The following is a 24,163-nucleotide window of genomic DNA, read 5'->3' as shown; positions in this document are numbered from 1 at the left end:
CGCGATCATGCCGTCATGAAGCTGCGCTGCGCCGTCCTCGACGACTACCAGGGCGTCGCCCTGACCTCCGCCGACTGGAGCCCGCTCGCCGACCGCGTCGACGTACGCGTCCTGCGCGAGCACCTCACCGACCCCGACGCGCTCGTCGCCGCCGTCGAGGACTGCGAGATCCTCGTCGTCATGCGGGAGCGGACCCCCGTCGACGCCGGCCTCCTGGCCCGGCTCCCCCGGCTCCGCCTGCTGATCACCTCCGGGATGCGCAACGCCTCCGTCGACGTGGCCGCCGCACGCGCGCGCGGTGTCACCGTCTGCGGCACCGCCAGCAGTTCCGAGCCGCCCACCGAGCTCACCTGGGCGCTCCTCCTCGGCCTCGCCCGCCATGTACCGGCCGAGGCGCGGGCCCTCCGGGAGGGCGGGCCCTGGCAGTCCACCGTGGGCGCCGACCTGGCCGGGCGGACCCTGGGGCTCGTCGGTCTCGGCAAGATCGGCGCCAAGGTGGCCCGGATCGGCCTCGCCTTCGGCATGGACGTCCTCGCCTGGAGCCCGAACCTGACGGAGGAGCGGGCGGCCGAGCACGGCGTACGGCTCGCGAAGGACAAGCGGGAACTGCTCGCGGACAGCGACTTCGTCTCGCTCCACATAGTGCTGTCGGACCGGACCCGGGGTCTGGTCGCGGAGCACGAGCTGCGGGCGATGCGGCCCCACGCGTACCTCGTCAACACCTCGCGGGCGGGTCTCGTCGACGGCGCGGCGCTGCTGCGGGCGCTGCGCGAGGGGTGGATCGCGGGGGCGGGCCTCGATGTCTACGAGACCGAGCCGCTGCCCGTGGACGACCCGCTGCGGTCCCTGCCGAACGTGCTCGCGCTGCCGCACCTCGGCTATGTGACGGAGGGGAACTACGGGCGGTACTTCGGGCAGGCGGTCGAGGACATCGAGGCGTTCCTGGCGGGCGCCCCCGTACGCGAGCTGGGCTGATCCGGCTCTCGGCCGTACGCGAGCCGGGCTGATCCGGTTCTCGGCGGTACGTGAGCCCGGCCGGTCCCGGCTCTCAGCCCAGGCTCGTCCTGGCCAGCTCCACGAACTCCTCGTCCGTCAGGCCGAGCTCGCGGGCGTCCGCCGCCGCCTCCCGGAGCCGGGAGACCAGGCGGGCGCGGTCGGGGGCGGTGGCGCCGGGGACGATCAGGGCGCCCCGGCCCCGGCGGAGTTCGATCAGGCCCTCCTCGCGCAGCCGCTGGTAGCCGCGGAGGACGGTGTGGACGTTGACGCCGAGGGAGTCGGCGAGTTCCCTGGCGGCCGGGAGGCGTTCGCCCGGCGCGGCGGAGCCGTCGGCGAGGGCGCCCCGGACACAGGCGGCGATCTGGTCGCCGAGGGGCACGGCGGAGGCCGGGTCGACACGGAAGAGCACGGTCAGACCTTCCCATGCCGCTCGGCGAGCGTGTTGAGAAGGGCGGCCGCGGTCCGCGCGTCGGGGACGGTGACCGCGAACTCGCGCCCGCTGTCGCGCCGTACGACGAGGGCTTCGCCGCTGTGCAGCACGAGGCCCGTCCGGTGGGCCCTGACCCGGTAGCCCCAGCCGCCGAAGTCGGCGAGCACGGCGGCGGTGTCGAGCTGCCGGACGCTCGCGCCCGCGACCTCGTCGAGCGGGACCCGGACGCGGGGGCGGGAGAGCAGCGCGGGACGGACGGTGACACCGCGCCGGTCGACGGTGACCCTGACCCGGGCGAGGGCCAGTCCCGGCACCCCGACGGCCAAGCCGAGCAGGGCGAGCAGGGAGCCCGGCCAGGGGGCGAGGAGCAGGCCGAGGGGGACGGCGGCGAGGGCGAGGGCCGAGAGGACGGTCAGCGGCCGGGAGGCGGTGGCGCGGGACCAGCCGGCGACCTCGCTCGCGCCGAGCGTGAGGCGGGGGCCGTCGGCCGTGCCGGGCTGCCCGGCCGGCTCGTCCTCGGGGACGAGCCGGGTCAGTCCCCACCCCACGAGGGCGAGGGCGGCGGCGATCGCCGCGCCGAGCAACAGGTTGGTGAGCGGCGAGACGACCCGGGCCGGGTCGACGGCGTCCAGGTTGTCGCGTACGAGGAGGGCGAGGAGCGTGCCGGCGAATCCGGCGGTCGCCCAGGCACCCCACAGGGCGGTACGGCGGACGAGGACCGTCCAGCCGGTGCCGAGCCCGAGGAGCAGGCCGATGCCGATGACGAGGAACGCGGTGCGGCCGGTGTAGCCGTCGGCGCGGGTTCCGTCGCCGCCGAAGTGGGTGGCGAGGGTGTCGGGGATCCGGTCCTCCCAGAGGGCGAGCAGCACCAGGCAGGTGGCGAGCGTGAGGACGAACGGGAGCGCGGCGAGGGCGCGGAGTCGGGGCGTGGCGCGGTTCATGAAACCTCCCTTGTTCGCATCAGGATAGAACAAGTTGTTCGCACTTCGCTAGAACAACTCGACTTCTCGGTGGGATGCGAACTCCTCCCGCCGCCTGTTGACTGGGCCAAATGCACAGGAATGGGGAGATATTCATGCGCCGTCGGCCCACCACCGCCACCCTCACCGCCCTCACCCTCTTCGCCGCCGGCTGCGGCAGCGACGACGACAAGCCCGACCCGATGCGCGGTCAGCAGTGGGCCATCGACGCGCTGAAGCTGCCGGACGCCTGGAAGACCACCAGGGGCGAGGACACCGTCATCGCCGTCGTCGACAACGACGCCGACCCCAAGGACATGAACGGCCACGGCACCCACGTCTCCGGCATCGCCGCCGCCCACACCGACAACGGCATCGGGGTCGCCGGCGGCGCGGGCGGGGCCAGGATCATGCCGGTCCGGGTGCTCGGCGCGGACGGCAGCGGCAACGACGCCGCCATCACCAAGGGCATCGTCTGGGCGGCCCGGAACGGCGCCGACGTCATCAACCTCTCGCTCGGCGAGTCCGGCCTGATGGCCCGCCTCCTCAAGGGCGGCGTCCTCAACGAGGCCATCTCCGTCGCCAACGCCAACGGCGCGGTCGTGGTCGCCGCGGCGGGCAACGACTCCACCGCGCTCCAGCCCTACGAGGTCGACACCCCGGTCCTGGTCGTCAACGCGGCCGACCAGAGCGGCAACCCCGCCTCCTTCACCAACTTCGGTGCGCAGAACGCCGTTTCGGCCCCGGGCGTCGACATCACCTCGACCCTCCCGACGTACACGACAAGGGAGACCCTGCGGAACAGCTCGGGGTACGGCAAGCTCTCCGGTACGTCGACGGCCTCGCCGTACGTCTCCGCCGTCGCCGCGAAGAACTGACCGTCCGGCGTCAGCCCCGGCCGTCCTCCAGGACGGCGCGCAGCGCCTCGGCGAACTCCGCCGGGGCGCCGTGCTGGCCGAACTCGCCGCCCAGGAAGCCGCCGTGGTGGCTCGGGAAGACGGCGAGCGGGGTGCCGAGACCCTCGGCGACCGCGACCGCCGCGCGGGCGGCGAAGGTGTCCTCGGACTCCTTCCCCGCGGCGACGACGATCCGGGTCGGCGCGGCACGCAGCGCGGTGAAGTCGGGGCGGTAGGAGGTGCAACCGCGCATGTTCTGGCCGAGCAGCGGGTCGCCGCGCGAGCCGTCGTCCTCGGTGGGCAGGCCGAACGCGGCCGGGGAAGGGGCGGGCTCCTCGGCCCAGTCCGCCGGGAAGGGGCCCTTCCGGCTGGTCACCGCGATGAACTTCGCCATCCCGGGCCCCCAGCCCTCCCGCAGATAGGTCGCGTGGACGTCCGCGCAGACCGCGAGGGCAGCCTCCCGGTCCGGGACTACCTGGGCCGTCGGGGGCTCGTGCGCGACGAGGGTGTGGACCAGGTCGCCGCGCCGGGCCACCAGGGCGAGGGCGTTGACGGCGCCGCCGCTGCTCGCGAAGACGTCCACGGGGCCGGCGCCGAGCGCCTCGATCAGCCGGGCCAGGTCGTCGGCGTGCTCCTCGGGGAGCGACTCCGCCGCGCCGTCGGTGCGCTCGCTGCGGGACACCCCGCGCGGGTCGTAGGTCACGACGGTCCGGTCGGCGAAGTGGGAGGCGAGCGTGGTGAAACCGGTGGCGTCCATGGGGGAGCCGATCAGCAGCAGGGGACGCCCCTCGGCTCCGGTGCCGGGGCGCACGTCGTAGCGCAGGGTCGCGCCGGTGGTGTCCAGCGTCCGGGTGTCGGTCTCGACCATGGTGATCTCCTCGGTGGTGGGCCGTTCAAGGGGTAGACCCCCGGCCCCACCGGAACTCATCGGTCGCGCGCACCTTCGGTGCCGCGTCCTGGCCGGTTCATCCGGCGGCGCAGTCGTGGCCGGCGGCGTCCACCGTCACCCGGTCCAGCAGACCGCGCAGAAGGGCCTGTTCGGCCTCGGTGAGGTCGCCGAAGAGCTCGCGCTCGGCCGCGCTCACCGCTGTGTCGATCCGCTCCAGGGCGGTCGCGCCGGCCTCCGTGATCTCCACGATGTGGCGGCGCCGGTCGGCCGGGTCGCGGCGCCGCTCGGCGAGCCCTTCCGACTCCAACTCGTTGAGGATCGCGACCAGTTGGCTGGGGTCGACCTCCATAGCGGTGGCCAGGTCCCGCTGGCTCATGGCTCCGGGGGCGAGCCGCATCAGCGTCATCGCGTTCCTCGGGTGCAACCCGACGACGCCCAGGGCGGCGCGGATGCGCGCGCCGGTGAGCTCCCCGCGGAAGGAGAGGAGGAAGCCGAGGCGGTCGGTCGGTTGAGCTGCCATGCCATCCACCGTAGCAGCGGCCCTATTGTGGAACGAGAGAAATCGTTGATACCGTTCAACGATTGATCCTGTCGGACCATTGGAGCACCCCCATGTTCATCGGTTACGCCGTCGTCGCGGCACTGCTCGCCCTCGCGCTCTCCGCCTCCGCCTTCCTGACCTTCACCCGCAATCCGCAGATCGTCGGCAGCATGACCAAGCTCGACGTGCCGGAGTCCTGGCTGCCGCGGCTGGCGAGCCTGAAGGCGGCGGGCGCGCTCGGCCTGCTCGCGGGGCTCGCCGTGCCGGCGCTCGGCGGGGCGGCGGCGATCGGCGTGGCCCTCTACTTCGTCGGCGCTCTGATCACGCACCTGAGAGTGAAGGACTACGAGGTGGCGCCGGTGGTGGTCATCACCCTGCTCGCGATAGCCGCGCTGGTACTGCGGACGGCCTCCGCCTGACCCGTCCGGAAAGCATGACGAGACGGCACGTCTCGCCTAAGACTGCACCCCGGCGCACCTTCAAGGAAGCAAGACGATACGCCTCGTCTTGCAAATGGTCTTGCGTCGATCTCGGTGAAGGTCTCCGCCCGGGCCGGACTGCTCCGTCAGGAGACGACCTCGCCCACCGACCCCCGTACGGTGGGCGAGGCCTTCGGAGCAGACCGCACGGACGAACTGCTCGCCCTCGGTCTCTTCTCCGCCGGGGACCTGACGACCCCGGTCCGGTATCTGTCGACAGGACAGCGCCGGAAACTGGAACTGGCACGGCTCGTCACCGAGCCGGCCGATCTGCTCCTCCTCGACGAGCCGACCAACCATCTGGCCCCGGCGCTCGTGGAGGAGATCGAGGCCGCGCTCGTGTCGTACCCGGGCACGCTGATCGTGGTCACCCACGACCGGCGGCTCAGGGAGGGCTTCCGGGGCCGCCGCCTGGAACTGGCGCCGGCCCCCGCCCCGGTGCCGCGTTAGTCCTCGTCCGAGGAGTCCGCGGCGCCTTCGAGGTCTCCCTCGGTCTCCAGGAACACCTGGCGCAGCGCGGCCAGCGTCTCCGGGTCCGGCTTCTCCCACATGCCGCGCGACTCGGCCTCCAGGAGCCGCTCCGCGATGCCGTGCAGGGCCCAGGGGTTGGCCTCCTTGAGGAAGGCCTGGTTCTCCGGGTCGAGGACGTACTCCTGGGTCAGCTTGTCGTACATCCAGTCGGCGACCACGCCCGTCGTGGCGTCGTACCCGAAGAGGTAGTCGACGGTCGCCGCCAGCTCGAACGCGCCCTTGTAGCCGTGGCGACGCATCGCCTCGATCCAGCGCGGGTTCACCACACGGGCGCGGAAGACCCGGGAGGTCTCCTCGACGAGGGTGCGGGTGCGGACCGTCTCGGGACGGGTCGAGTCACCGATGTACGCCTCGGGGGCCGTGCCCTTGAGCGCGCGGACGGTGGCCACCATGCCGCCGTGGTACTGGAAGTAGTCGTCGGAGTCGGCGATGTCGTGCTCGCGGGTGTCCGTGTTCTTCGCGGCCACCGCGATCCGCTTGTACGCCGTCTCCATCTCGGCGCGCGCCGGGCGGCCTTCGAGCCCGCGCCCGTACGCGTACCCGCCCCACACCGTGTACACCTCGGCGAGGTCCGCGTCCGTCCGCCAGTCGCGCGAGTCGATCAGCTGGAGGATGCCCGCGCCGTACGTGCCCGGCCGGGAGCCGAAGATACGGGTGGTGGCGCGCCGCTCGTCGCCGTGCTCGGCCAGGTCGGCCTGCGCGTGCGCCCGGACGTAGTTCTCCTCGGCCGACTCGCCCTCAAGGCCGGCGACCAGGCGCACGGCGTCGTCGAGAAGCCCGATGACGTGCGGGAACGCGTCGCGGAAGAAGCCCGAGATGCGCAGGGTGACGTCGACGCGCGGGCGGCCGAGCTCGGCGAGCGGGATCGGCTCCAGGCCGTTCACCCGGCGCGAGGCCTCGTCCCACAGCGGGCGGACGCCGAGCAGGGCGAGCGCCTCGGCCACGTCGTCGCCGGCGGTGCGCATGGCGCTGGTCCCCCACAGGGAGAGGCCCACGGACGTCGGCCACTCGCCGTTGTCGGTGCGGTAGCGCTCCAGGAGGGAGTCGGCGAGCGCCTGCCCCGTCTCCCAGGCGAGCCGGGACGGCACGGCCTTCGGGTCGACCGAGTAGAAGTTCCGGCCGGTCGGCAGGACGTTGACCAGGCCGCGCAGCGGGGAGCCGGACGGGCCGGCCGGGACGAAGCCGCCGTTCAGGGCGTGGACGGCGTGGGTGAGTTCGTCGGTGGTGCCGGCCAGCCGCGGCACGACCTGCTCGCAGGCGAACCTCAGGACGGCGTGCACCTCGGGGCCGTACGCGGCGGCCACGGTCTCGATCGCGGCCACGGACCAGTCCGCCGCCTCCATGCCCTCGACGAGTTCGCGGGCCTTCGCCTCGGCCTCGTCGGCGGTGGTGCGGGTCGCGGCCGACTCGTCGAGGCCGAGGGCCTCGCGGAGACCGGGCAGCGCCTGCGTGCCGCCCCAGATCTGGCGGGCGCGCAGGATGGAGAGGACCAGGTTGACCCGGGCCTCGCCCTCCGGGGCGCCGCCGAGGACGTGCAGACCGTCACGGATCTGGGCGTCCTTGACCTCGCACAGCCAGCCGTCGACGTGCAGCAGGAAGTCGTCGAAGCCGTCGTCCTCCGGGCGCTGCTGGAGACCGAGGTCGTGGTCGAGCTTGGCGGCCTGGATCAGCGTCCAGATCTGGGCGCGGATCGCGGGCAGCTTCGCCGGGTCCATGGAGGAGATCTGCGCGTACTCGTCGAGCAGTTGCTCCAGGCGCGCGATGTCGCCGTACGAGTCGGCGCGGGCCATCGGCGGCACCAGGTGGTCGACGAGGGTCGCGTGCACGCGCCGCTTGGCCTGCGTGCCCTCGCCCGGGTCGTTGACGAGGAACGGGTAGATCAGGGGGATGTCGCCGAGGGCGGCGTCGGGGCCGCAGGCGGCGGAGAGGCCGGCGTTCTTGCCGGGCAGCCACTCCAGGTTGCCGTGCTTGCCCAGGTGGACCATGGCGTCGGCGCCGAAGCCGCCGTCCTCGGCGCGGGCGGCGATCCAGCGGTAGGCGGCCAGGTAGTGGTGGGACGGCGGGAGATCGGGGTCGTGGTAGATCGCGATCGGGTTCTCGCCGAAGCCGCGCGGCGGCTGGATGAGGATCAGCAGGTTCCCGCGGCGCAGCGCGGCGAGGACGATGTCGCCCTCCGGGTTGCGGGACCGGTCGAGGAACATCTCGCCGGGCGCCGGGCCCCAGTGCTCCTCGACGTGGGTGCGCAGCTCCTCGGGGAGGGTCGCGTACCAGCGCTTGTAGTCGGCGGCCGGGATGCGGACCGGGTTGCGGGCGAGCTGCTCCTCCGTCAGCCAGTCCTGGTCGTGGCCGCCGGCCTCGATGAGGGCGTAGATCAGCTCGTCGCCGTCGCCGGAGACGAGGCCGGGGAGGTCGGCCTCCGGGCCGAAGTCGTACCCCTCGGCGATGAGGCGCCGCAGCAGGGAGACGGCGGAGGCGGGGGTGTCGAGGCCGACGGCGTTGCCGATGCGGGAGTGCTTCGTCGGGTACGCGGAGAGGACGAGCGCCAGCTTCTTCTCGGCGTTCGGGATGTGGCGGAGCCGGGCGTGCCGGACGGCGATGCCGGCGACCCGGGCGGCGCGCTCGGCGTCGGCGACGTACGCGGGCAGCCCGTCCTCGTCGATCTCCTTGAAGGAGAACGGGACGGTGATGAGCCGGCCGTCGAACTCGGGCACCGCGACCTGGCTGGCGGCGTCCAGCGGGGAGAGGCCCTCGTCGTTCTCCTCCCAGGCGGCGCGCGAGCCGGTCAGGCAGAGCGCCTGGAGGATGGGCACGTCGAGCGCGGCGAGCGCACCCGCGTCCCAGGCCTCCTCGTCGCCGCCGGCCTGCGCCTCCGCGGGCTTGGTGCCGCCCGCGGCGAGGACGGTGGTGACGATCGCGTCGGCGGTACGGAGCCGGTCGAGCAGCTCCGGTTCGGGGGCGCGCAGGGATGCCACGTACAGCGGGAGCGCCTGCGCGCCGGTGTCCTCGATCGCCGAGCAGAGGGTGTCGACGAAGCCGGTGTTCCCGCTCATGTGGTGGGCGCGGTAGTAGAGCACGGCGACGGTCGGGCCGGTGGTCGTGCGGGCGGTGCGCTCCAGCGGGCCCCAGGTGGGGGCGGCGGCCGGGGACTCGAAGCCGTGGCCGGTGAGCAGCACGGTGTCGGAGAGGAAGCGGGCGAGCTGCTCCAGGTTCCCGGGGCCGCCGTGCGCGAGGTAGGCGTGCGCCTCGGTGGCGACGCCGACGGGGACGGTGGACGCCTCCATCAGCTGTGCGTCGGGGGCCTGTTCGCCGCTGAGGACGACCACCGGCTTGCCGGCGGCGCGGACCGCGTCGAGGCCCTCCTCCCAGGAACGGAGGCCGCCGAGGAGGCGGACGACGACGAGCTCGGCGTCGGCCAGCAGGCCGGTCAGCTCGGTGAGGGGGAGACGGGCGGGGTTGGCGAAGCGGTACTCCACCGGGCCGCCGGCCGCGCGGGCGCTGAGCAGGTCGGTGTCGGAGTGCGACAGCAGCAGAAGCATGGCGAGCGCAGGCCTTCCTCGGGGTTGTCCGCGCCCCGGGTGGTCGTGTGGATTGGCGGGAGTTCCTGACTCACCCGTTCCGGTTCGTGCCGAGGCACGTCCGGTACGGGCTCACAGTGGCGGGACCGCGCCGGATTCTCACCGGGCTTCCTCCCCGGGGTCCTGGGACCCCATGCCGTCTGCATAGTAGATCGTGCGGTCGGCGGGCCGGGAGGAGCCGGGGAGTCGGCCGGATCACACCCGGTGGTCGGCCGGTTCCCCGTCGGTATGCTCGCCGCCATGCCGCCCACCCCGCCCCCGACGCCCGAACCGGGTGAACCTCGCATACGGGACCGCGGCGACGCGTGCCCCGGGGCGCTGCGCCTGCACTCCGCCGACGACGGCCACCTCGCCCGACTCCGCCTGCCCGGAGGACGCTTGACGTCTCGTCAGGTCGAGACCCTGGCGCACGCCGCGGAGACCCTGGGCGACGGACGGCTCAGCATCACCTCGCGCGGCAACGCCGAGCTGCGCGGCCTCGCCGAGAGCTGCGGGGCCGAGCTGGCGGCGCTCCTCGACGAGGCGGGCCTGCTGCCCTCCCCCACCCACGAACGCGTCCGCAACATCGTCGCCTCCCCGGCCTCCGGGCTCGACGGACTCGGCGCCGCCGACGTGCAGTTGTGGGCCCGCGAGCTGGACACCCACCTGCGCTCCGCGCCCTGGGCGGCGGCGCTTTCCGGCCGATTCCTCTTCGTCCTCGACGACGGACGCGGTGATGTCGCCGGGCTCGGCGGGGATGTGACCTTGGTCGCAGTGGGCGGGGGAGAGGCCGAACTGCACGTCGGCGGCCGGGCCGTCCGGCTCGCGGGCTCCGACGCTCCCGGCGCGGCCCTGGCGGTCGCGGGCGGGTTCCTGACCACGGCGCGGAAGGCCGGAACCGGGGCCTGGCGGGTCCGGGAACTCCCGGAGGGGTACGCGGTGGACGTGGCGGAGTCGGGAGTGACGGCGGTGCCCGTACCCGCACCGGAACTCCCCCAGGGCCCTCCCCTCTCCCCCGGCGTCCTCGGGCCCGCCGCCCTCTCCGTCCTCGCCCCGCTCGGCCGTCTCACCACCGCCCAGCTCCGGGCGCTGCTCCCCGCCGACGAGGTCCGGCTCACGCCCTGGCGCGGGGTCGTCGTGGCCGGAGCCGGCGCCGACCGGCTGCCCGCGCTCGACGCGGCCGGACTCGTCACCCGCCCCGACTCCCCCTGGGCCGGTGTCACCGCCTGCACCGGGCGGCCCGGCTGTGCCAAGTCCCTCGCCGACGTCCGCGCCGACGCCGCCCCCGGAGACAACGCGCGCAGAGGGGCGCCCGGCCTCCCCGTGCACTTCTCCGGGTGCGAGCGCCGCTGCGGACACCCGCACGGCGACTGGACCGACGTCCTCGCCACCGCCGACGGCGACTACCTGGTGGACGGCGTCCCCACCCCCCGTACCGCCCTGACCGAAGCCGTGACCACGGCCCGCACGACGAGATGAGCGAGAGCAACAGGATGTTCGACTACGAGAAGGACGGCGCGGAGATCTACCGCCAGTCCTTTGCCACGATCCGCGCCGAGGCGGATCTGGCGGGCCTGCCCGCCGACGTCGCCCAGGTGGCGGTCCGGATGATCCACGCCTGCGGCATGACCGACCTCGTACGCGACATCGCCTGGTCGCCGCGGGTCGTCACGAACGCCCGCGCCGCGCTCCGCGCCGGCGCGCCGGTCCTCTGCGACGCGCAGATGGTCGCGAGCGGGGTCACCCGCCGCCGGCTGCCCGCCGACAACGAGGTGATCTGCACGCTCTCCGACCCGTCCGTGCCGGGCCTCGCCGCCGAGCTGGGCACCACCCGCTCCGCCGCCGCCCTCGAACTGTGGCGGGACCGCCTCGAAGGCTCCGTCGTCGCCATCGGCAACGCGCCCACCGCCCTCTTCCACCTCCTGCAGATGGTCGCGAACGGGGCCGGGAAGCCCGCCGCCGTCCTCGGCATACCGGTCGGCTTCATCGGCGCCGCCGAGTCCAAGGACGCCCTGGCCGCCCAGGACCTCGGCCTCGACTACCTCGTCGTACGGGGCCGGCGCGGCGGCAGCGCCATGACGGCAGCCGCGATCAACGCGATCGCTCACGAAGCGGAGATTCAGAAGTGACCGGCAAGCTGTACGGCGTCGGGCTCGGCCCCGGCGACCCGAACCTGATGACGGTGGCCGCGGTGAAGGCCATCGCCGCCGCCGACGTGATCGCGTACCACTCGGCCCGCCACGGCCGGTCCATCGCGCGCTCGATCGCCGCCGAGCACCTTCGCGAGGACCACATCGAGGAGCGGCTGATGTACCCGCTCACGGTGGAGACCACGGACCACCCCGGCGGCTACCGCGGCGCCCTGAACGACTTCTACGAGGAGGCCTCGGCCCGCCTCGCCGCGCACCTCGACGCGGGCCGCACGGTCGCCGTCCTCGCCGAGGGCGACCCGCTGTTCTACGGCTCGTACCAGCACATGCACAAGCGGCTCGCGGACCGCTACGACACCACCGTCATCCCCGGCGTCACCTCGGTGTCCGCCGCGGCGGCCCGGCTCGGCGAGCCGCTCTGCGAGGCGGAGGAGGTCCTCACGATCATCCCCGGCACCCTGCCGGAGGACGAGCTGACGGCCCGCCTCGCGGGCACCGACTCGGCGGTCGTGATGAAGCTCGGCCGTACCTTCCCCACCGTGAAGCGGGCGCTGGAGCGGGCCGGCCGGCTCGACGACGCCCGGTACGTGGAGCGCGCCTTCATGGCGGGCGAGCGGACCGGCGACCTCGTGGACGTGGACCCCGGGTCCGTCCCGTACTTCTCCGTCGCCGTGCTCCCCTCCCGTGTCGACCGCGAACCGGCCGTACGGGAGCGGGGCGAGGTCGTCGTCGTCGGCACCGGCCCGGCCGGGGCGCCCTGGCTGACCCCCGAGTCGCGCGGCGCGCTCGTCAACGCCGACGTCCTCGTCGGCTACACCACCTACCTGGACCGGGTACCGGTGCTGCGTCCCGGGCAGATCCGGCACGGCTCGGACAACAAGGTGGAGTCCGAGCGCGCGGAGTTCGCCCTCGACCTGGCCCGCCGCGGCCACAGGGTCGCGGTCGTCTCCGGCGGCGACCCGGGCGTCTTCGCGATGGCCACGGCCGTCCTGGAGGTCGCCTGCGAACCGGAGTACACGGACGTCCCCGTACGGGTCCTCCCCGGGGTGACCGCCGCGAACGCGGCCGCCGCGGCCGCGGGCGCCCCCCTCGGCCACGACTACGCGACGATCTCGCTCTCCGACCGGCTCAAGCCCTGGGACGTCATCGAGGCCCGGCTGCGCGCCGCGGCCACCGCCGACCTGGTGCTCGCCCTCTACAACCCGGGGTCGAAGTCCCGCACCCACCAGGTGGCCGCCGCCCGCGACCTCCTGCTCGAACTGCGTTCCCCCGAGACCCCGGTGGTCGTCGCCCGTGACGTGGGCGGCCCCGAGCAGTCGGTGCGGGTGGTGACCCTGAAGACCCTGGAGCCCTCCGAGGTCGACATGCGGACCCTGCTCCTCGTCGGCTCCTCCCAGACGAGGGCGGTCGAACGGGCCGACGGCCGCACGATCACCTGGACACCGCGCCGCTACGGGTGAGCGAGGGCGACCGGGGCCACGGCCCCGGTCGCGGCACCGCCCCCGTTCCCCGCGGCCACCGTCACCCCGCCGTGGCGGTCGCCGTGGCGGACGCCGTGGCGGACGCTGTTCAAAGACGCCCTGTCGCTCCTCGCACGAGGCGCGACCGCACCCACGCCGCCGCCTCCTCCGGAGTCGACGCCACCGGTACGCCCTCCGGGACCGGGGGGCGGCGGACCACGACGACCGGGAGGCCCGCCTCGCGGGCCGCGGTCAGTTTCGGGGCGGTGGCGGCGCCTCCGCTGTCCTTCGTGACCACGACGTCGATCCGGTGGCGGGCCAGGATGTCCCGCTCGCCGTCCGGGGTGAAGGGGCCCCGGTCGAGGAGGATCTCGGTGCGGGCCGGCATCGGGGCGTCCGGGGCGTCCACCGAGCGGACCAGGAACCACTCCGGGCGGTCCGCGAAGGCCGCCAGGCCCATCCGGCCCGTCGTCAGGAACACCCGCTCGCCGAGGCCGTCCAGGGCGCCCGCCGCCTCCTCCAGGGACGCCACGGAGCGCCAGTCGTCGCCCTCCACCGGGACCCAGCCGGGGCGGCGCAGCGCCAGCAGGGGAACATGGGCGGTGGCGGCCGCCCGGGCCGCGTTGAAGCTGATCCGCTCGGCGAAGGGATGCGTGGCGTCGATGACCGCGTCCACGGCGTGCCCGCCGATCCACTCCACGAGCCCGTCGACGCCGCCGAACCCGCCGATCCGGACCTCGCCCTCGGGGAGCCGGGGACTCGTCACCCGCCCCGCGAGGGAGCTGGTGACCCGGACCTCGCCGTGCAGCAGGCCCGCGAGGGCGCGGGCCTCGGTGGTCCCCCCGAGAATGAGTATGTGCACAGGAGCCTCTTCGTGACTTCAGGCGGCGGGCGTGAGGCCCAACTCAAGCACACCGGTCTCCGCCCGGGCTGGACGACGGGCGCGTGCGCGACGGCGGCCACGACGGCCGCGTACACGGCGCTCCTCACCGGCGATTTCCCGGACCCGGTGACCATCACGCTGCCGAAGGGGCAGACGCCGTCCTTCGCCCTGACGGCGGAGGAGCTCACCGGGCGTACGGCCATGGCGGCCGTCACCAAGGACGCCGGCGACGACCCCGACGTCACGCACGGCGCGGTGATCCGGTCGACCGTACGGCTGCTGCCGGCCGGCTCGGGCGTGGTGTTCCGGGCGGGCGAGGGCGTCGGTACGGTGACCCTGCCCGGTCTGCCCCTGGAGGTCGGCGAGCCGGCGATCAACCCGGTGCCCCGGCAGCTGATGCGGGAGCACGTGGCGCGGGTGGCGGCCCGGCACGGCGGCGCCGGCGACGTCGAGATCACCGTCTCCGTCGACAACGGCGCCGAGATCGCCCGCTCCACCTGGAACCCCCGGATCGGCATCCTGGGCGGCCTGTCGATCCTCGGCACGACGGGGGTCGTCGTCCCCTACTCCTGCTCGGCGTGGATCGACTCGATCCGCCGGGGCGTGGACGTGGCCCGGGCGGGCGGTCTCACCCATGTGGCGGGCTGCACCGGCTCCACGTCCGAGCGGACGGTGTCGACCCTCTACGACCTGCCGGAGATCGCGCTCCTCGACATGGGCGACTTCGCGGGCGCGGTCCTCAAGTACATCCGCCGCCATCCGGTCGACCGCCTGACGATCTGCGGCGGCTTCGCGAAGCTCTCCAAGCTGGCCGCGGGCCATCTGGACCTCCACTCGGCCCGTTCCCAGGTCGACAAGTCCTTCCTGGCCGAGCTGGCCCGCACGGGAGGCGCCCCGGAGTCCCTGGCGGCGGAGATCACCCAGGCGAACACGGGCCTGGCCGCCCTCCGCCTCTGCGAGGCGGCGAACGTCCCCCTGGGCACGCTGGTCGCCACCCGCGCCCGCGACGAGGCCCTCGCGGTCCTGCGGGGCGCGCCGGTGGCGGTGGACGTGATCTGCGTCGACCGGGCGGGGACGGTGGTGGGCCGGTCGGAGACGGCGGGTCCGGGCGCGTAGCCGCGCCCGGGTCGCCGCTCCCGTCCCGGTCAGGCCGTCGGGTAGCCGATCTCCCGCACGTCCTCGGCGAGGTCCGCGAGCGTCACCTGCGGGTTGAGGGCGGCGACGATCTCCGCCGTCAGGGGGCGCAGGGCGAGCAGGTGGCGTACCGCCTCGATGTCGACCGGCCGCTCGTAGTAGTCCTCGGCGAACTCCGCGTACGCCTCCGCCGTGCGGTCGGTCAGCAGGTGGAGCAGGCGCCCGGAGCCGTCCGGGTCCTCCCGGTCCTCCAGGTCCGTGAACGCGACCGGGCCCGTGTGCCAGGCGGTGTCCGCGGGCTCGCGCCACAGGCAGGCGGTGGTCACGTGGACCCCGTCCTCGTCGGTGAACGCGGGCTCCGTCAGGTACTCCCGGAACGCCTCCGGGACCCCGTCGAGGACGCCGGGCCAGGTCTGCCCGTCCGCGAGCGCCCCGAAGGGGCTCATCGGCGACTCGTGGTCGAAGACCCGCGCGAACGCCCCCGCCGGCGAGAGGACGATCGTGTACTCGCCGCCCGAGCCGTCCTTCATCGACGCCAGCTGCTCGCTCTCCGACCAGTGGGCGTCGAAGGAGTAGTACCTGCTCTCCCACACCGGGCTCAGTACGGCCTCCACCATCGCGAGCCCCCGGCTGTGGTCGCGCAGTTCCTCGATACCCGGCAGCGCCCGGGCCACGTCGTAGACAGTCACCCCTCCATGAGACCGCACGGGCGCCGGCGGCCGACATGCGACCCCCGGGGCCCGAATCTAGGCTTACCAGCACATACCCCCCGGAGCGAGAGGGAGTCCCATGGCGAAGCGAGGCAACAAGAGGCGCGCCCGCAAGAAGAAGAACGCCAATCACGGCAAGCGGCCGAACGCCTGAGAGCCGTGCCGGGGCCGGACACCCGAGGGTGTCCGGCCCGGGCGCGTTTCGGACGCCGCACGTGACGGACGCCGCGCGTGCCGGGGCGGTGGTGGGCGGAAGGCGGAAGAAGCGCGCGGTCAGCAGTCGTGGCGGTCGCGCGCCGGGTCGTACAAGTGGCTGTCGCGGAATTCCGATGCGGCCAGCGTGCGGCCGACCAGGATGACGGCGGTCTTCGTGATGCCGGCCTCCTTCAGCTGTGCCGCGATGTCCTGGAGGGTGCCCCGCAGCACGATCTCGTCGGGGCGGCTGGCCATGGCGACGACGGCGGCCGGGCAGTCCACGCCGTAGTGGGGGACGAGTTCGGCGACGACCCGGTCCGCGTAACGGGCGGCCAGGTGGAGGACGAGCAGCGCGCCGCTGCGGCCCAGGGTGGCCAGGTCCTCGCCCTCGGGCATGGGCGTGGCCTGCTGGGCGACGCGGGTGAGGATCACCGTCTGGCCGACCGTGGGGACGGTCAGCTCCCGCTTCAGGGCGGCAGCGGCGGCGGCGAAGGCCGGGACGCCGGGGACGACCTCGTACGGGATGCCCGCCGCGTCCAGGCGTCGCATCTGCTCGGCCATCGCGCTGAACACCGACGGGTCGCCCGAGTGCAGACGGGCCACGTCCTGCCCGGCCTCGTGGGCGGCGGCGATCTCGGCGACGATCTGGTCCAGGTCCATCCGCGCCGTGTCGACGAGCCTCGCCCCGGGCGGGCACTCGGCGAGCAGTTCGGTGGGGACGAGGGAGCCGGCGTACAGGCAGACCCCGCACTTCGCGAGCGTCCGCGCACCGCGCACGGTGATCAGGTCGGCGGCGCCGGGGCCCGCGCCGATGAAGTAGACGGTCATCCCTCTTCAGAACCTTTCGTTACGGACCACTGGGTCACCGGCATCGCCTGGCGCCAACCGGTGAAGCCGCCGACGGGGACGGCGGCGGCGACGGCGAGCCGGATCAGTTCGCCGCCGTGGCGGCGGTAGCGGTCGGCGAGCAGCGCCTCGGATTCCAGCGTCACGGTGTTGGCGACGAGCCGGCCGCCGGCGGGCAGCGCGTCCCAGCAGGCGTCGAGGAGGCCGGGGGCGGTGAGGCCGCCGCCGATGAAGATCGCGTCGGGGGTCTCCAGGCCGGTGAGGGCCGCCGGGGCGGGCCCGGTGACCACGCGGAGACCGGGGACGCCGAGGGCGTCGGCGTTCCGCTCGATCCGGGACGCCCGTTCCGGCGACTTCTCGACGGCGGTCGCCCGGCAGGAGCGGTGGGTGCGCATCCATTCGATGCCGATGGAGCCGGAGCCGCCGCCGATGTCCCAGAGGAGTTCGCCGGGCGCGGGGGCGAGGGCGGCGAGCGTGGCGGCGCGGACGTACCGCTTGGTGAGCTGTCCGTCGTGCTCGTACGCCTCGTCCGGCAGACCGGGTGTCGCGCCGAGCCGGAGGGTGTCCGGGTCGCGTACGCAGTCGAGGGCGAGGACGTGCAGGGCGTCGGTCCGCTCGTGCGGCCAGTCGGCGGCGGCCCCGTCGAGGAGCCGCTCGTGGGGCCCGCCGAGCTGTTCGAGGACCCGGACGCGGGTGCCGCCCCAGCCGGTGTCCCGGAGGAGGGCCGCGACCCGGGCGGGGGTCTCGGGGCCTTCGCCGAGGACGAGGAGCCGGCGCCCCGGGTGGAGGGCGGCGGAGAGCGCGGCGAGCGGCCTGGCGACGAGGGAGACGGTCTCGACAGCTTCCAGGGGCCAGCCGAGCCGGGCGCAGGCGTACGACACGGAGGACGGGTGCGGGTGGATCCGGAGGCGGTCGGCGCCGATGGTCTCGGCGAGGGTGCGGCCGATGCCGTAGAAGGAGGGGTCGCCGCTGGCGAGGACGGCGATCGTCCGGTCCCGGTGGGCGGCGAGCAGTCCGGGGACGGCGGGGCGGAGCGGGGAGGGCCAGGGGATCCGTTCGCCGGGGCAGTCGTCACCGGGCAGCAGGCCGAGCTGGCGGGGGGCGCCGATCAGGACGTCGGCGGTGCGCAGGACGCGGCGGGAGCTCTCGGGGAGCCCGTCCCAGCCGTCCGCGCCGATTCCGACGACCGCTATCGCACCGTTCACGTCGGCGACTCTACGTGAGGGCCGTTTTCCGGCGGTACGTGGCGGGCCCCACTCGGCGCCCGCACGGGGCGCCTACTTCTGGGCGTGCTGTCCGACGTAGAAGAGGATCCAGACGAAGCCGGCGAACGCGTGCGTCGCGAAGACGTACACGAAGACGCGGAGCATCACGCCGCGCTCTTTCCAGCTCTCCAGATCGGTCACGCCCTCCAGGGTACGGGCCGGGGCGGCCTCGGTACGGGCCGGAATAGAAGGAGGGTTGGCACCGTTGAGCGGGATAGTTTAAGCTTCAACCACTAGCCGCGAGGCACCAGGCAGAACGCGAGAGGTGAGCACGATGCAGTTCGGGATCTTCACCGTCGGCGACGTGACGACCGACCCCACCACCGGCCGCACCCCCACCGAGCACGAGCGGATCAAGAACACCGTCGCCATCGCGCTCAAGGCCGAGGAAGTCGGGCTGGACGTCTTCGCGACCGGAGAACACCACAACCCGCCGTTCGTGCCCTCCTCCCCCACCACCCTCCTCGGGCACATCGCCGCCCGCACGGAGGACCTGATCCTCTCCACGTCCACCACGCTGATCACCACCAACGACCCGGTGAAGATCGCCGAGGACTACGCGACCCTCCAGCACCTCGCCGACGGCCGCGTGGACCTGATGATGGGCCGCGGCAACACCGGCCCCGTCTACCCGTGGTTCGGCCAGGACATCCGGCAGGGCATCCCGCTCGCCATCGAGCACTACGCGCTCCTCCACAAGCTGTGGAGGGAGGACGTGGTCGACTGGGAGGGAAAGTTCCGCTCCGCCCTCCAGGGCTTCACCTCCACCCCGCGCCCGCTCGACGGCGTCCCGCCGTTCGTCTGGCACGGCTCCATCCGCTCCGCCGAGATCGCCGAGCAGGCCGCCTACTACGGTGACGGCTTCTTCGCGAACCACATCTTCTGGCCCAAGCAGCACACCGAGAAGATGGTCCGCCTCTACCGCCAGCGGTACGCCCACTACGGCCACGGCACCCCCGAGCAGGCGATCGTCGGCCTCGGCGGCCAGGTGTTCATGCGCAAGAACTCCCAGGACGCGATACGGGAGTTCCGCCCGTACTTCGACAACGCGCCGGTCTACGGCCACGGCCCGTCGCTTGAGGAGTTCTCCCGCGAGACCCCGCTGACCGTCGGCTCGCCGCAGGAGGTCATCGAGCGCACCCTGTCCTTCCGCGACTACGTGGGCGACTACCAGCGCCAGCTGTTCCTCGTCGACCACGCGGGACTGCCCCTCAAGACGGTCCTGGAGCAGCTCGACATCCTCGGTGAGGAGGTCGTGCCGGTGCTGCGCAAGGAGTTCGCCAACCTGCGCCCGGCCGGTGTCCCGGACACCGCGCCGCTCCACCCCGCCGTCCTCAAGACCCGTACCCAGAAGGAGTCGTAAGCCATGCGGACCCTGAAGCTGGTCGCCGTCTCCGCCGGCCTCAGCTCCCCCTCCTCCACCCGGCTGCTCACCGACCGGCTCCTGCGAGCCGCGCGGTACCGGCTGGCCGAGCAGGAGTACGCCGTCGACGTCCAGGTCGTCGAACTGCGCGACCTGGCCGTCGACATCGCGAACAACCTCGTCACCGGCTTCCCCTCCGGGCGGCTCCAGGAGGCGATCGACGCGGTGACCGGCGCCGACGGGGTCATCGCGGTGACCCCGGTCTTCACGGCCTCGTACAGCGGTCTGTTCAAGTCGTTCTTCGACCTGATCGACCCGGCCGCGCTGACCGGCACCCCGGTCCTGATCGGGGCGACCGGCGGCACCGCCCGTCATTCGCTCGTCCTGGACCACGCCCTGCGGCCGCTCTTCGCCTATCTGCGGGCCCTCGTCGTCCCCACCGCCGTCTACGCGGCCTCGGAGGACTGGGGCTCGGGCGGCGACGACTACACGGACGGGCTGCCCTCCCGGATCACCCGGGCGGGGAACGAGTTCGCGGACACGGTCGCGACCCGGCCGGCCCGACGGGCGGAGGACGACGAGGTCGTCCCGTTCGAGCGCCAATTGGCCGATCTGCGACTGGATTGATCCGTTTGTTACGTTGTGGGGGAGGGTTCCCGACAACGAACGGAGGTCGGCGATGGCCGGCAGGATCGTGGTGGGCGTGGACGGATCGGAGCCGTCCCTGAGGGCACTGAAGTGGGCGGCCGGACAGGCCGCCCTGACCGGGGACTCCCTGCAGACGGTGATCGGCTGGGAGTACCCGGCCTCATGGGCGACGCTCATGCCGGGCGTACCACCGGAGTTCGACCCCGAGCGGCTCGCGAAGCAGATCCTCGACGAGTCGATCGAGCAGGTCCTCGACCCGCGGGAGGCCGCCGCCGTCATTCGTACGGTCGTCGGCGGCAACGCCACGCAGGCCCTCCTCGACGCGGCGAAGGGCGCGAGCCTCCTCGTCGTCGGCGACCGCGGCTACAGCGGCTTCAAGGCGGCGGTCATCGGCTCGGTCTCCTCGCACGTCACCCAGCACGCGTCCTGCCCGGTGGTGGTCGTACGGGGCGAGGCGGCGGACGACCGGCCGGCCCCCTAGGGCCTGTCGTCCCCCGGGGATGTGGGCCGGTCGCGGGAGCGGGCGTCCTCAGACGGGCACCACGTCCGCCACCACGCACGCCACGTTGTCCGGACCGCCCCGGTCCAGGGCCAGCGCGACCAGGGCCTCGGCCGCGTCGTCAGGGCCGACGGCCGCGGCGAGCGCGCGGTGGATGTCCTCGGCCGGCGCGACCGCGGAAAGCCCGTCCGTGCACAGCAGATAGCGGTCGCCGGGCCGTGTCTCGTGCACTCCCAGCTCCGGCTCGGGCGGCACGTCCCCGCCGTCCAGAGCCTTCAGGAGCAGGGCCCGGTCGGGACGTTCCGCCGCCTCGGCCGGGTCCAGTTCGCCCGCGTCGACGAGGGCCTGGACGACCGTGTGGTCACGGGTGAGGCGTACGAGCACGCCGTCCCGCAGCAGATACGCCCGCGAGTCGCCCACGTGCGCGAGAGCGAGGCGGCCGCCCGTCCACACAGCCGCGGTCAGTGTCGTGCCCGACTCGGCCAGGCCGGAGACCGCGCCGTCGGCCGTGCGCACCGCGTCCTCCAGGGCGTTGAGCACGTCGCCGGCGCGCGCCGATGGCGCGGGCGGCGGTGCGGCCTCCAGCGCGCCGACCGCGGCCAGCGCGGCCCGCTCGCCCTCGGGGCCGTACCCGTCGGCGACCGCCAGCAGGTGCGGGCCCGCGTGTGCCGCGTCCTGCTGGGCGTCGCGGACCAGGCCGCGGTCGAGGCGGAGGGCGGTCCGCAGGACGAAGACGGGCGGCCCGGCGGCACCTGCGGCCGGTCCGGCGTCCGTCTCTGCGTCCGCCCCGGCGTCCGCCCCGGCGTCCGTCCGCGCGGCCGTCCCGGTGTCCGCCCCCGCGGCCGTCCCCGTGCTCGTCTCGTCGGTCATCTCTTCGCTCATCTCGGTGGGTCCCTTCAGCCGGTCCACCAGGGAGGCCGCCAGGTCTCGCCGCGCCTCGGTCTCCGACTCGACCCGCGCCCAGTAGCCGCGGATCGCGCGGGCCGCGCCCGCCGCGTCCGGCCCGTACAGCGCGCAGACCCGCCCCACCTCGGCGAGCGGCATGCCGATCCGCCGCAGCCAGGCGATCAGCCGGGCCCGTTCGAGCTGTTCCGCGGCGTAGTAGCGGTAGCCGGTGAACGGGTCGACGCGGGCGGGCGGCAGCAGGCCGAGCTCGTCGTAGCGGCGCAGCACTTTGGCGGAGAGCCTTGAGGCACGGGCGAAGTCCCCGATGGTCAGCATCGGCCCGGACACGGGCGTGGGCATGGGCTCTTCGTCGCGCACGGCTCGATTCTCCTCCCTGTTCCGGGCGTTCCGCCCGGCACGGCCGATGCTGGGCCTTCCCCGCGGGGGAAGGTCAACCGCGAGGCGGCGCACGCCGTGCGTCCGCCCGGCGCCCGTCGCATGATGCCCTCATGGACATCAGACTCGAACTGATCGGCGTGCCCGTCACCGACATCGACCGGGCCAAGGCCTTCTACGAGCGCGTGGGCTTCCACGCCGACCACGACATCCCGGTCGGCGAGGACATCCGCTTCGTCCAGATGACCCCGCCGGGCTCGGCCTGCTCGATCGCCTTCGGCAAGGGGATCACGAAGATGGCCCCGGGTTCCCTGGACAACATGCAGGTCGTGGTCACGGACATCGAGGAAGCGCACCGCGAGCTCACGGCCCGCGGGGTCGAGGTCAGCGGCATCGACGACCAGCCCTGGGGCTCCTTCGTCTACTTCGCCGACCCGGACGGCAACCGCTGGGCCGTCCAGCAGACCACCCCGCGGAGCACCTGATCACTTGCGGTTGCAGAGCCGCATGGTGATCGCGCCGAAGACCACCACGAGCGCCGCCGACCACCCCAGTGACCGATGATCATGCCGACGGAGGTACGAGTACATCAGCACCGTCATGACCTGCCCGGGGAGGATCCCGTCTCCCCCGTCCGGCGGAGGCGGACCGGCCGCCGGGGCGACGTCCGGGCCCCGTGCCGGCGGGACGCTGGGACGCATGACGAGAATCAAGGCTCTTCCCGACGTGCCCCGTTGGGCCGTCCTGGCCGCTCACGCCGTTCCGCTGGTCACCCTCCCGTCGGGGCTGTGGCGCCTCGCGCTCGTCGCCGGTCTCCCGGTCACGCAGGACGCCGAGCTCGGCGCGATGGGCGTGGGGGAGTCGGTGTACGTGGTCTCCCTGAGCGTCGTGTCCGAACTGCTCGCCTTCCTCACCCTGGGGCTCGTCCGGGCCTGGGGCGAGATCTTCCCCCGGTGGATGCCGTTCCTGGGCGGGCGCCGGGTGAACCCGGCCGCCGCGACGGGCGCGGCCCTGGCCGGAGCGGCCGGACTGTGCGGGCTCGTCGCGTGGGGCGTGTACGCCTCGTACGCGGGCCTGGGCCCCGGCATCCCCGCCACTCCGGCGCAGGACGCCCTGCTGGTCGCCTGTTACGCGCCGCTCCTGGCCTGGCCGGTGCTGCTGACCGCCGTGGCGGTCGCCTACCACCGGCGCCGCCGCGCCGGCGGGAAGCGTCGGGGCGGGGGCGGTCAGTACGGCGCGGGCCGTCCGGCGGCGTCCTCGTGGGTGTAGAAGATGTAGTAGGCGGCGGCGCAGTTGAGTCCGCCGAAGGCGAGTCCGAGTCCGCTCGACGACAGGATGCTGGCGCCGGACAGGCTGAAGAGGAAGCCGACGGCGATGCCCGTCAGGGAGCCCCAGGCGAGGGCCCGCAGTTCGCGGGGGAGGGCGCGGCCGTAGCGCCGGAGGACGTAGATCCCGCCGGCGAGCACCACGGCCGAGATCAGCCCGAGCCACAGCTGTCCGAGGGTCGTGGGTCCTCCCTGGCGTGCGACGGTGGCCGCGTAGAGGCCGTACAGGACCCCGAGGATGATCGGGGTCGCCAAGCCGTGTGTGCTGAACGGGCGCCGGACGGGTATCGCTGCGTGTGCGGCCATGGCAGGAGCTCCTTCGTCTCTCGCCCCCCTGCTGCTTCCCGCACCCTCCAGGGCACACCCGCGCCCGGCGCCCCGCAAGTGGATCAGGCGGCGGGCCGGGCGGACGGTGGCGACGGGCGGTGGATCAGGCGGCGGGCCGCACCGCGACCGCGTCGATCTCGAAGAGCATTCCCGGCAGGGCGAGCGCCGCGACCCCGCTGAGGGTCTGGGCGGGCAGCCGCTCGCCGAAGTGGGCGTGCAGGGCCTTGCCGAGGACCTCCAGCCTGGCCATGTCGTGGTCGACGACGTACGAGCCGAGACGGACGCGTTGCGCAGGCCGAGGCCGACGCCTTCGAGGGCGAGCCGCAGGCGGGTGAGGGAGAGCTCGACCTGGGCGGCGAAGTCGCCGGGGACGGGGGCGCCGGTGGCGTCGGAGGCGTACTGGCCGCCGATGAAGACGAGCTCGCCGGGCGCGGAGACGGCGTGGCTGTAGCCGAAGGGGGTGGGGTCGTGGAGGGTGCCGGGGTTGGTGATGACCCGCTGGTCGGCGGCGGGGGTCTCGACGGTGGTGGTGGTCGGCCGGGTGGTCATGGCTGATCGTTCCTTCCGGAGAGTGCGGCCACCGGGCAGGCGGCCAGGGTGAGTGCGGCGCCCGCGAGGAGCACCGCGGTGAGGGAGTACGCGTCCGCCGCCCCCTCGCCGACGGCGGCTACGCCGAGCTCTACCGCAAGAGCGACGGCGTCTACCTCGCCGACCTCCACTCCCCCCAGGGCAAGCTCACGGGCCGCCTGAAGGCGGACGGCAGCGGCGCGGGCGACCAGTTCGGCACCGTCTTCGTCACCCT

27 protein-coding genes, 2 pseudogenes and 1 riboswitch are annotated in these 24,163 nt (G+C 73.8%); of the genes and pseudogenes, 14 read left to right on the top strand and 15 right to left on the bottom strand.

Going from position 1 to position 24,163, the window contains the following annotated elements; translation table 11 throughout:
- The first annotated feature begins 15 nt into the window (after window positions 1–15).
- Window positions 16–975 (top strand): D-2-hydroxyacid dehydrogenase family protein, encoded by a 960-nt coding sequence (locus ACH4MY_RS06930; RefSeq protein ID WP_397999383.1) that lies wholly within the window; start codon window positions 16–18, stop codon window positions 973–975.
- A 73-nt stretch (window positions 976–1,048) separates the two neighbouring features.
- On the opposite strand, the gene ACH4MY_RS06925 is transcribed toward ACH4MY_RS06930, so the two are convergent.
- Together ACH4MY_RS06925 and ACH4MY_RS06920 are read right to left on the bottom strand one after the other, a co-directional pair.
- On the bottom strand, window positions 1,049–1,405 hold the full coding sequence (locus ACH4MY_RS06925; protein WP_397998568.1) for a GntR family transcriptional regulator: 357 nt from the start codon (window positions 1,403–1,405) through the stop codon (window positions 1,049–1,051).
- 2 nt (window positions 1,406–1,407) lie between these two features.
- Window positions 1,408–2,367 carry a DUF1648 domain-containing protein gene (locus ACH4MY_RS06920; protein ID WP_397998566.1) on the bottom strand — a complete coding sequence of 320 codons (960 nt, stop codon included), beginning with the start codon at window positions 2,365–2,367 and terminating at the stop codon, window positions 1,408–1,410.
- Between the two features lie 134 nt (window positions 2,368–2,501).
- Between ACH4MY_RS06920 and ACH4MY_RS06915 the strand changes: the two genes are divergently transcribed.
- On the top strand, window positions 2,502–3,263 hold the full coding sequence (locus ACH4MY_RS06915) for a S8 family serine peptidase (RefSeq protein WP_397998563.1): 762 nt from the start codon (window positions 2,502–2,504) through the stop codon (window positions 3,261–3,263).
- A 10-nt stretch (window positions 3,264–3,273) separates the two neighbouring features.
- Here the strand turns inward: ACH4MY_RS06915 and ACH4MY_RS06910 are convergent, their stop codons facing one another.
- Window positions 3,274–4,149 (bottom strand): alpha/beta fold hydrolase, encoded by an 876-nt coding sequence (locus ACH4MY_RS06910; protein ID WP_397998560.1) that lies wholly within the window; start codon window positions 4,147–4,149, stop codon window positions 3,274–3,276.
- Window positions 4,150–4,246: 97 nt separating this feature from the next.
- Window positions 4,247–4,690 carry a MarR family winged helix-turn-helix transcriptional regulator gene (locus tag ACH4MY_RS06905; protein ID WP_397998558.1) on the bottom strand — a complete coding sequence of 148 codons (444 nt, stop codon included), beginning with the start codon at window positions 4,688–4,690 and terminating at the stop codon, window positions 4,247–4,249.
- A 62-nt stretch (window positions 4,691–4,752) separates the two neighbouring features.
- On the opposite strand from ACH4MY_RS06905, the gene ACH4MY_RS06900 reads away from it, so the two are divergent.
- Window positions 4,753–5,130 carry a DoxX family protein gene (locus ACH4MY_RS06900; RefSeq protein WP_397998555.1) on the top strand — a complete coding sequence of 126 codons (378 nt, stop codon included), beginning with the start codon at window positions 4,753–4,755 and terminating at the stop codon, window positions 5,128–5,130.
- A gap of 111 nt (window positions 5,131–5,241) precedes the next feature.
- A pseudogene (locus ACH4MY_RS06895) lies at window positions 5,242–5,640 on the top strand (ATP-binding cassette domain-containing protein); the annotation flags it as partial.
- Here ACH4MY_RS06895 and cobN read toward each other — a convergent pair.
- The gene (gene cobN / locus ACH4MY_RS06890; RefSeq protein WP_397998552.1) at window positions 5,637–9,257 is read right to left on the bottom strand and encodes a cobaltochelatase subunit CobN; all 3,621 of its coding nucleotides are present in this window, start codon (window positions 9,255–9,257) and stop codon (window positions 5,637–5,639) included. The pseudogene ACH4MY_RS06895 and the gene cobN overlap by 4 nt on opposite strands.
- Before the next feature lie 40 nt (window positions 9,258–9,297).
- Window positions 9,298–9,446, bottom strand: a riboswitch (cobalamin riboswitch).
- Between the two features lie 78 nt (window positions 9,447–9,524).
- Between cobN and ACH4MY_RS06885 the strand changes: the two genes are divergently transcribed.
- Genes ACH4MY_RS06885 through cobJ form a run of 3 tightly spaced genes read left to right on the top strand, consistent with a single transcriptional unit; the run spans window position 9,525 to window position 12,885 of the window.
- Window positions 9,525–10,754: a cobalamin biosynthesis protein CobG gene (locus tag ACH4MY_RS06885; RefSeq protein WP_397998549.1), complete on the top strand. Its 1,230-nt coding sequence runs from the start codon at window positions 9,525–9,527 to the stop codon at window positions 10,752–10,754.
- Between the two features lie 14 nt (window positions 10,755–10,768).
- Window positions 10,769–11,404, top strand: coding sequence for a precorrin-8X methylmutase (locus ACH4MY_RS06880; protein ID WP_397999380.1), 636 nt, complete (start codon window positions 10,769–10,771; stop codon window positions 11,402–11,404).
- Window positions 11,401–12,885, top strand: coding sequence for a precorrin-3B C(17)-methyltransferase (gene cobJ / locus ACH4MY_RS06875; protein WP_397998546.1), 1,485 nt, complete (start codon window positions 11,401–11,403; stop codon window positions 12,883–12,885). The genes ACH4MY_RS06880 and cobJ overlap by 4 nt, the downstream gene beginning before the upstream one ends.
- A gap of 109 nt (window positions 12,886–12,994) precedes the next feature.
- On the opposite strand, the gene ACH4MY_RS06870 is transcribed toward cobJ, so the two are convergent.
- Window positions 12,995–13,747, bottom strand: coding sequence for a cobalt-precorrin-6A reductase (locus ACH4MY_RS06870; protein ID WP_397998543.1), 753 nt, complete (start codon window positions 13,745–13,747; stop codon window positions 12,995–12,997).
- A gap of 12 nt (window positions 13,748–13,759) precedes the next feature.
- Here ACH4MY_RS06870 and ACH4MY_RS06865 point away from each other — a divergent pair, with 12 nt between their 5' ends.
- Entirely contained in the window at window positions 13,760–14,884 is a 1,125-nt protein-coding gene (locus tag ACH4MY_RS06865) for a cobalt-precorrin-5B (C(1))-methyltransferase (protein ID WP_397998540.1), read from the top strand.
- Between the two features lie 29 nt (window positions 14,885–14,913).
- Here ACH4MY_RS06865 and ACH4MY_RS06860 read toward each other — a convergent pair whose 3' ends face one another.
- The gene (locus tag ACH4MY_RS06860) at window positions 14,914–15,591 is read right to left on the bottom strand and encodes a hypothetical protein (protein ID WP_397998537.1); all 678 of its coding nucleotides are present in this window, start codon (window positions 15,589–15,591) and stop codon (window positions 14,914–14,916) included.
- Between the two features lie 100 nt (window positions 15,592–15,691).
- Between ACH4MY_RS06860 and ACH4MY_RS06855 the strand changes: the two genes are divergently transcribed.
- Entirely contained in the window at window positions 15,692–15,766 is a 75-nt protein-coding gene (locus tag ACH4MY_RS06855; protein ID WP_015034725.1) for a 50S ribosomal protein bL37, read from the top strand.
- A gap of 119 nt (window positions 15,767–15,885) precedes the next feature.
- Here the strand turns inward: ACH4MY_RS06855 and cobM are convergent, their stop codons facing one another.
- The 3 genes from cobM to ACH4MY_RS06840 all read right to left on the bottom strand — a co-directional run bounded on the left by cobM (window position 15,886) and on the right by ACH4MY_RS06840 (window position 18,059).
- Entirely contained in the window at window positions 15,886–16,635 is a 750-nt protein-coding gene (gene cobM / locus ACH4MY_RS06850) for a precorrin-4 C(11)-methyltransferase (RefSeq protein ID WP_397998534.1), read from the bottom strand.
- Complete coding sequence (cbiE, locus tag ACH4MY_RS06845) at window positions 16,632–17,858, bottom strand: precorrin-6y C5,15-methyltransferase (decarboxylating) subunit CbiE (protein ID WP_397998530.1); 1,227 nt, start codon at window positions 17,856–17,858, stop codon at window positions 16,632–16,634. The genes cobM and cbiE overlap by 4 nt, the downstream gene beginning before the upstream one ends.
- Before the next feature lie 72 nt (window positions 17,859–17,930).
- The gene (locus ACH4MY_RS06840) at window positions 17,931–18,059 is read right to left on the bottom strand and encodes a DUF6126 family protein (protein WP_229902023.1); all 129 of its coding nucleotides are present in this window, start codon (window positions 18,057–18,059) and stop codon (window positions 17,931–17,933) included.
- Between the two features lie 133 nt (window positions 18,060–18,192).
- On the opposite strand from ACH4MY_RS06840, the gene ACH4MY_RS06835 reads away from it, so the two are divergent.
- Genes ACH4MY_RS06835 through ACH4MY_RS06825 form a run of 3 tightly spaced genes read left to right on the top strand, consistent with a single transcriptional unit; the run spans window position 18,193 to window position 20,410 of the window.
- Window positions 18,193–19,281, top strand: a complete 1,089-nt coding sequence (locus ACH4MY_RS06835; RefSeq protein WP_397998528.1) for an LLM class flavin-dependent oxidoreductase — start codon at window positions 18,193–18,195, stop codon at window positions 19,279–19,281.
- Window positions 19,282–19,284: 3 nt separating this feature from the next.
- A complete protein-coding gene (locus tag ACH4MY_RS06830; RefSeq protein WP_397998525.1) occupies window positions 19,285–19,908 on the top strand; it encodes an FMN reductase in 624 nt (207 codons plus the stop codon).
- A gap of 52 nt (window positions 19,909–19,960) precedes the next feature.
- Entirely contained in the window at window positions 19,961–20,410 is a 450-nt protein-coding gene (locus ACH4MY_RS06825; RefSeq protein WP_397998522.1) for a universal stress protein, read from the top strand.
- A gap of 48 nt (window positions 20,411–20,458) precedes the next feature.
- Here the strand turns inward: ACH4MY_RS06825 and ACH4MY_RS06820 are convergent, their stop codons facing one another.
- A complete protein-coding gene (locus tag ACH4MY_RS06820; protein ID WP_397999376.1) occupies window positions 20,459–21,649 on the bottom strand; it encodes a MerR family transcriptional regulator in 1,191 nt (396 codons plus the stop codon).
- A 173-nt stretch (window positions 21,650–21,822) separates the two neighbouring features.
- Here ACH4MY_RS06820 and ACH4MY_RS06815 point away from each other — a divergent pair, with 173 nt between their 5' ends.
- Window positions 21,823–22,194, top strand: coding sequence for a VOC family protein (locus ACH4MY_RS06815; RefSeq protein WP_397998519.1), 372 nt, complete (start codon window positions 21,823–21,825; stop codon window positions 22,192–22,194).
- Here the strand turns inward: ACH4MY_RS06815 and ACH4MY_RS06810 are convergent, their stop codons facing one another.
- The gene (locus ACH4MY_RS06810; RefSeq protein ID WP_397998516.1) at window positions 22,195–22,410 is read right to left on the bottom strand and encodes a hypothetical protein; all 216 of its coding nucleotides are present in this window, start codon (window positions 22,408–22,410) and stop codon (window positions 22,195–22,197) included.
- Between ACH4MY_RS06810 and ACH4MY_RS06805 the strand changes: the two genes are divergently transcribed.
- The gene (locus ACH4MY_RS06805) at window positions 22,409–22,978 is read left to right on the top strand and encodes a hypothetical protein (protein ID WP_397998514.1); all 570 of its coding nucleotides are present in this window, start codon (window positions 22,409–22,411) and stop codon (window positions 22,976–22,978) included. The genes ACH4MY_RS06810 and ACH4MY_RS06805 overlap by 2 nt on opposite strands.
- On the opposite strand, the gene ACH4MY_RS06800 is transcribed toward ACH4MY_RS06805, so the two are convergent.
- The 3 genes and pseudogenes from ACH4MY_RS06800 to ACH4MY_RS06790 form a co-directional block, all read right to left on the bottom strand.
- Window positions 22,936–23,340, bottom strand: a complete 405-nt coding sequence (locus ACH4MY_RS06800) for a hypothetical protein (RefSeq protein ID WP_397998511.1) — start codon at window positions 23,338–23,340, stop codon at window positions 22,936–22,938. The genes ACH4MY_RS06805 and ACH4MY_RS06800 overlap by 43 nt on opposite strands.
- A 124-nt stretch (window positions 23,341–23,464) precedes the next feature.
- A pseudogene (locus tag ACH4MY_RS06795) lies at window positions 23,465–23,910 on the bottom strand (RidA family protein).
- Window positions 23,907–24,080, bottom strand: coding sequence for a hypothetical protein (locus tag ACH4MY_RS06790; protein ID WP_397998508.1), 174 nt, complete (start codon window positions 24,078–24,080; stop codon window positions 23,907–23,909). The pseudogene ACH4MY_RS06795 and the gene ACH4MY_RS06790 overlap by 4 nt, the downstream one beginning before the upstream one ends.
- Between the last annotated feature and the right edge of the window lie 83 nt (window positions 24,081–24,163).

Source organism: Streptomyces sp. NPDC017246 (assembly GCF_044331325.1).
GTDB lineage: Bacteria > Actinomycetota > Actinomycetes > Streptomycetales > Streptomycetaceae > Streptomyces.
Note: the sequence above shows the minus strand (reverse complement) of the source record. Positions and strands in the feature narration are given on the sequence as shown.

Excerpts from the sequence above, each read along its gene's own strand:
- ACH4MY_RS06930 (WP_397999383.1), top strand. The coding sequence starts at position 16 with ATGAAGCTGCGCTGCGCCGTCCTCGACGACTACCAGGGCGTCGCCCTG.
- ACH4MY_RS06920 (WP_397998566.1), bottom strand. The coding sequence starts at position 2,367 with ATGAACCGCGCCACGCCCCGACTCCGCGCCCTCGCCGCGCTCCCGTTC.
- ACH4MY_RS06915 (WP_397998563.1), top strand. The coding sequence starts at position 2,502 with ATGCGCCGTCGGCCCACCACCGCCACCCTCACCGCCCTCACCCTCTTC.
- ACH4MY_RS06910 (WP_397998560.1), bottom strand. The coding sequence starts at position 4,149 with ATGGTCGAGACCGACACCCGGACGCTGGACACCACCGGCGCGACCCTG.
- ACH4MY_RS06905 (WP_397998558.1), bottom strand. The coding sequence starts at position 4,690 with ATGGCAGCTCAACCGACCGACCGCCTCGGCTTCCTCCTCTCCTTCCGC.
- cobN (WP_397998552.1), bottom strand. The coding sequence starts at position 9,257 with ATGCTTCTGCTGCTGTCGCACTCCGACACCGACCTGCTCAGCGCCCGC.
- ACH4MY_RS06885 (WP_397998549.1), top strand. The coding sequence starts at position 9,525 with ATGCTCGCCGCCATGCCGCCCACCCCGCCCCCGACGCCCGAACCGGGT.
- ACH4MY_RS06880 (WP_397999380.1), top strand. The coding sequence starts at position 10,769 with ATGTTCGACTACGAGAAGGACGGCGCGGAGATCTACCGCCAGTCCTTT.
- cobM (WP_397998534.1), bottom strand. The coding sequence starts at position 16,635 with ATGACCGTCTACTTCATCGGCGCGGGCCCCGGCGCCGCCGACCTGATC.
- ACH4MY_RS06835 (WP_397998528.1), top strand. The coding sequence starts at position 18,193 with ATGCAGTTCGGGATCTTCACCGTCGGCGACGTGACGACCGACCCCACC.
- ACH4MY_RS06830 (WP_397998525.1), top strand. The coding sequence starts at position 19,285 with ATGCGGACCCTGAAGCTGGTCGCCGTCTCCGCCGGCCTCAGCTCCCCC.
- ACH4MY_RS06825 (WP_397998522.1), top strand. The coding sequence starts at position 19,961 with ATGGCCGGCAGGATCGTGGTGGGCGTGGACGGATCGGAGCCGTCCCTG.
- ACH4MY_RS06820 (WP_397999376.1), bottom strand. The coding sequence starts at position 21,649 with ATGCTGACCATCGGGGACTTCGCCCGTGCCTCAAGGCTCTCCGCCAAA.
- ACH4MY_RS06815 (WP_397998519.1), top strand. The coding sequence starts at position 21,823 with ATGGACATCAGACTCGAACTGATCGGCGTGCCCGTCACCGACATCGAC.
- ACH4MY_RS06805 (WP_397998514.1), top strand. The coding sequence starts at position 22,409 with ATGACGAGAATCAAGGCTCTTCCCGACGTGCCCCGTTGGGCCGTCCTG.
- ACH4MY_RS06810 (WP_397998516.1), bottom strand. The coding sequence starts at position 22,410 with ATGCGTCCCAGCGTCCCGCCGGCACGGGGCCCGGACGTCGCCCCGGCG.
- ACH4MY_RS06800 (WP_397998511.1), bottom strand. The coding sequence starts at position 23,340 with ATGGCCGCACACGCAGCGATACCCGTCCGGCGCCCGTTCAGCACACAC.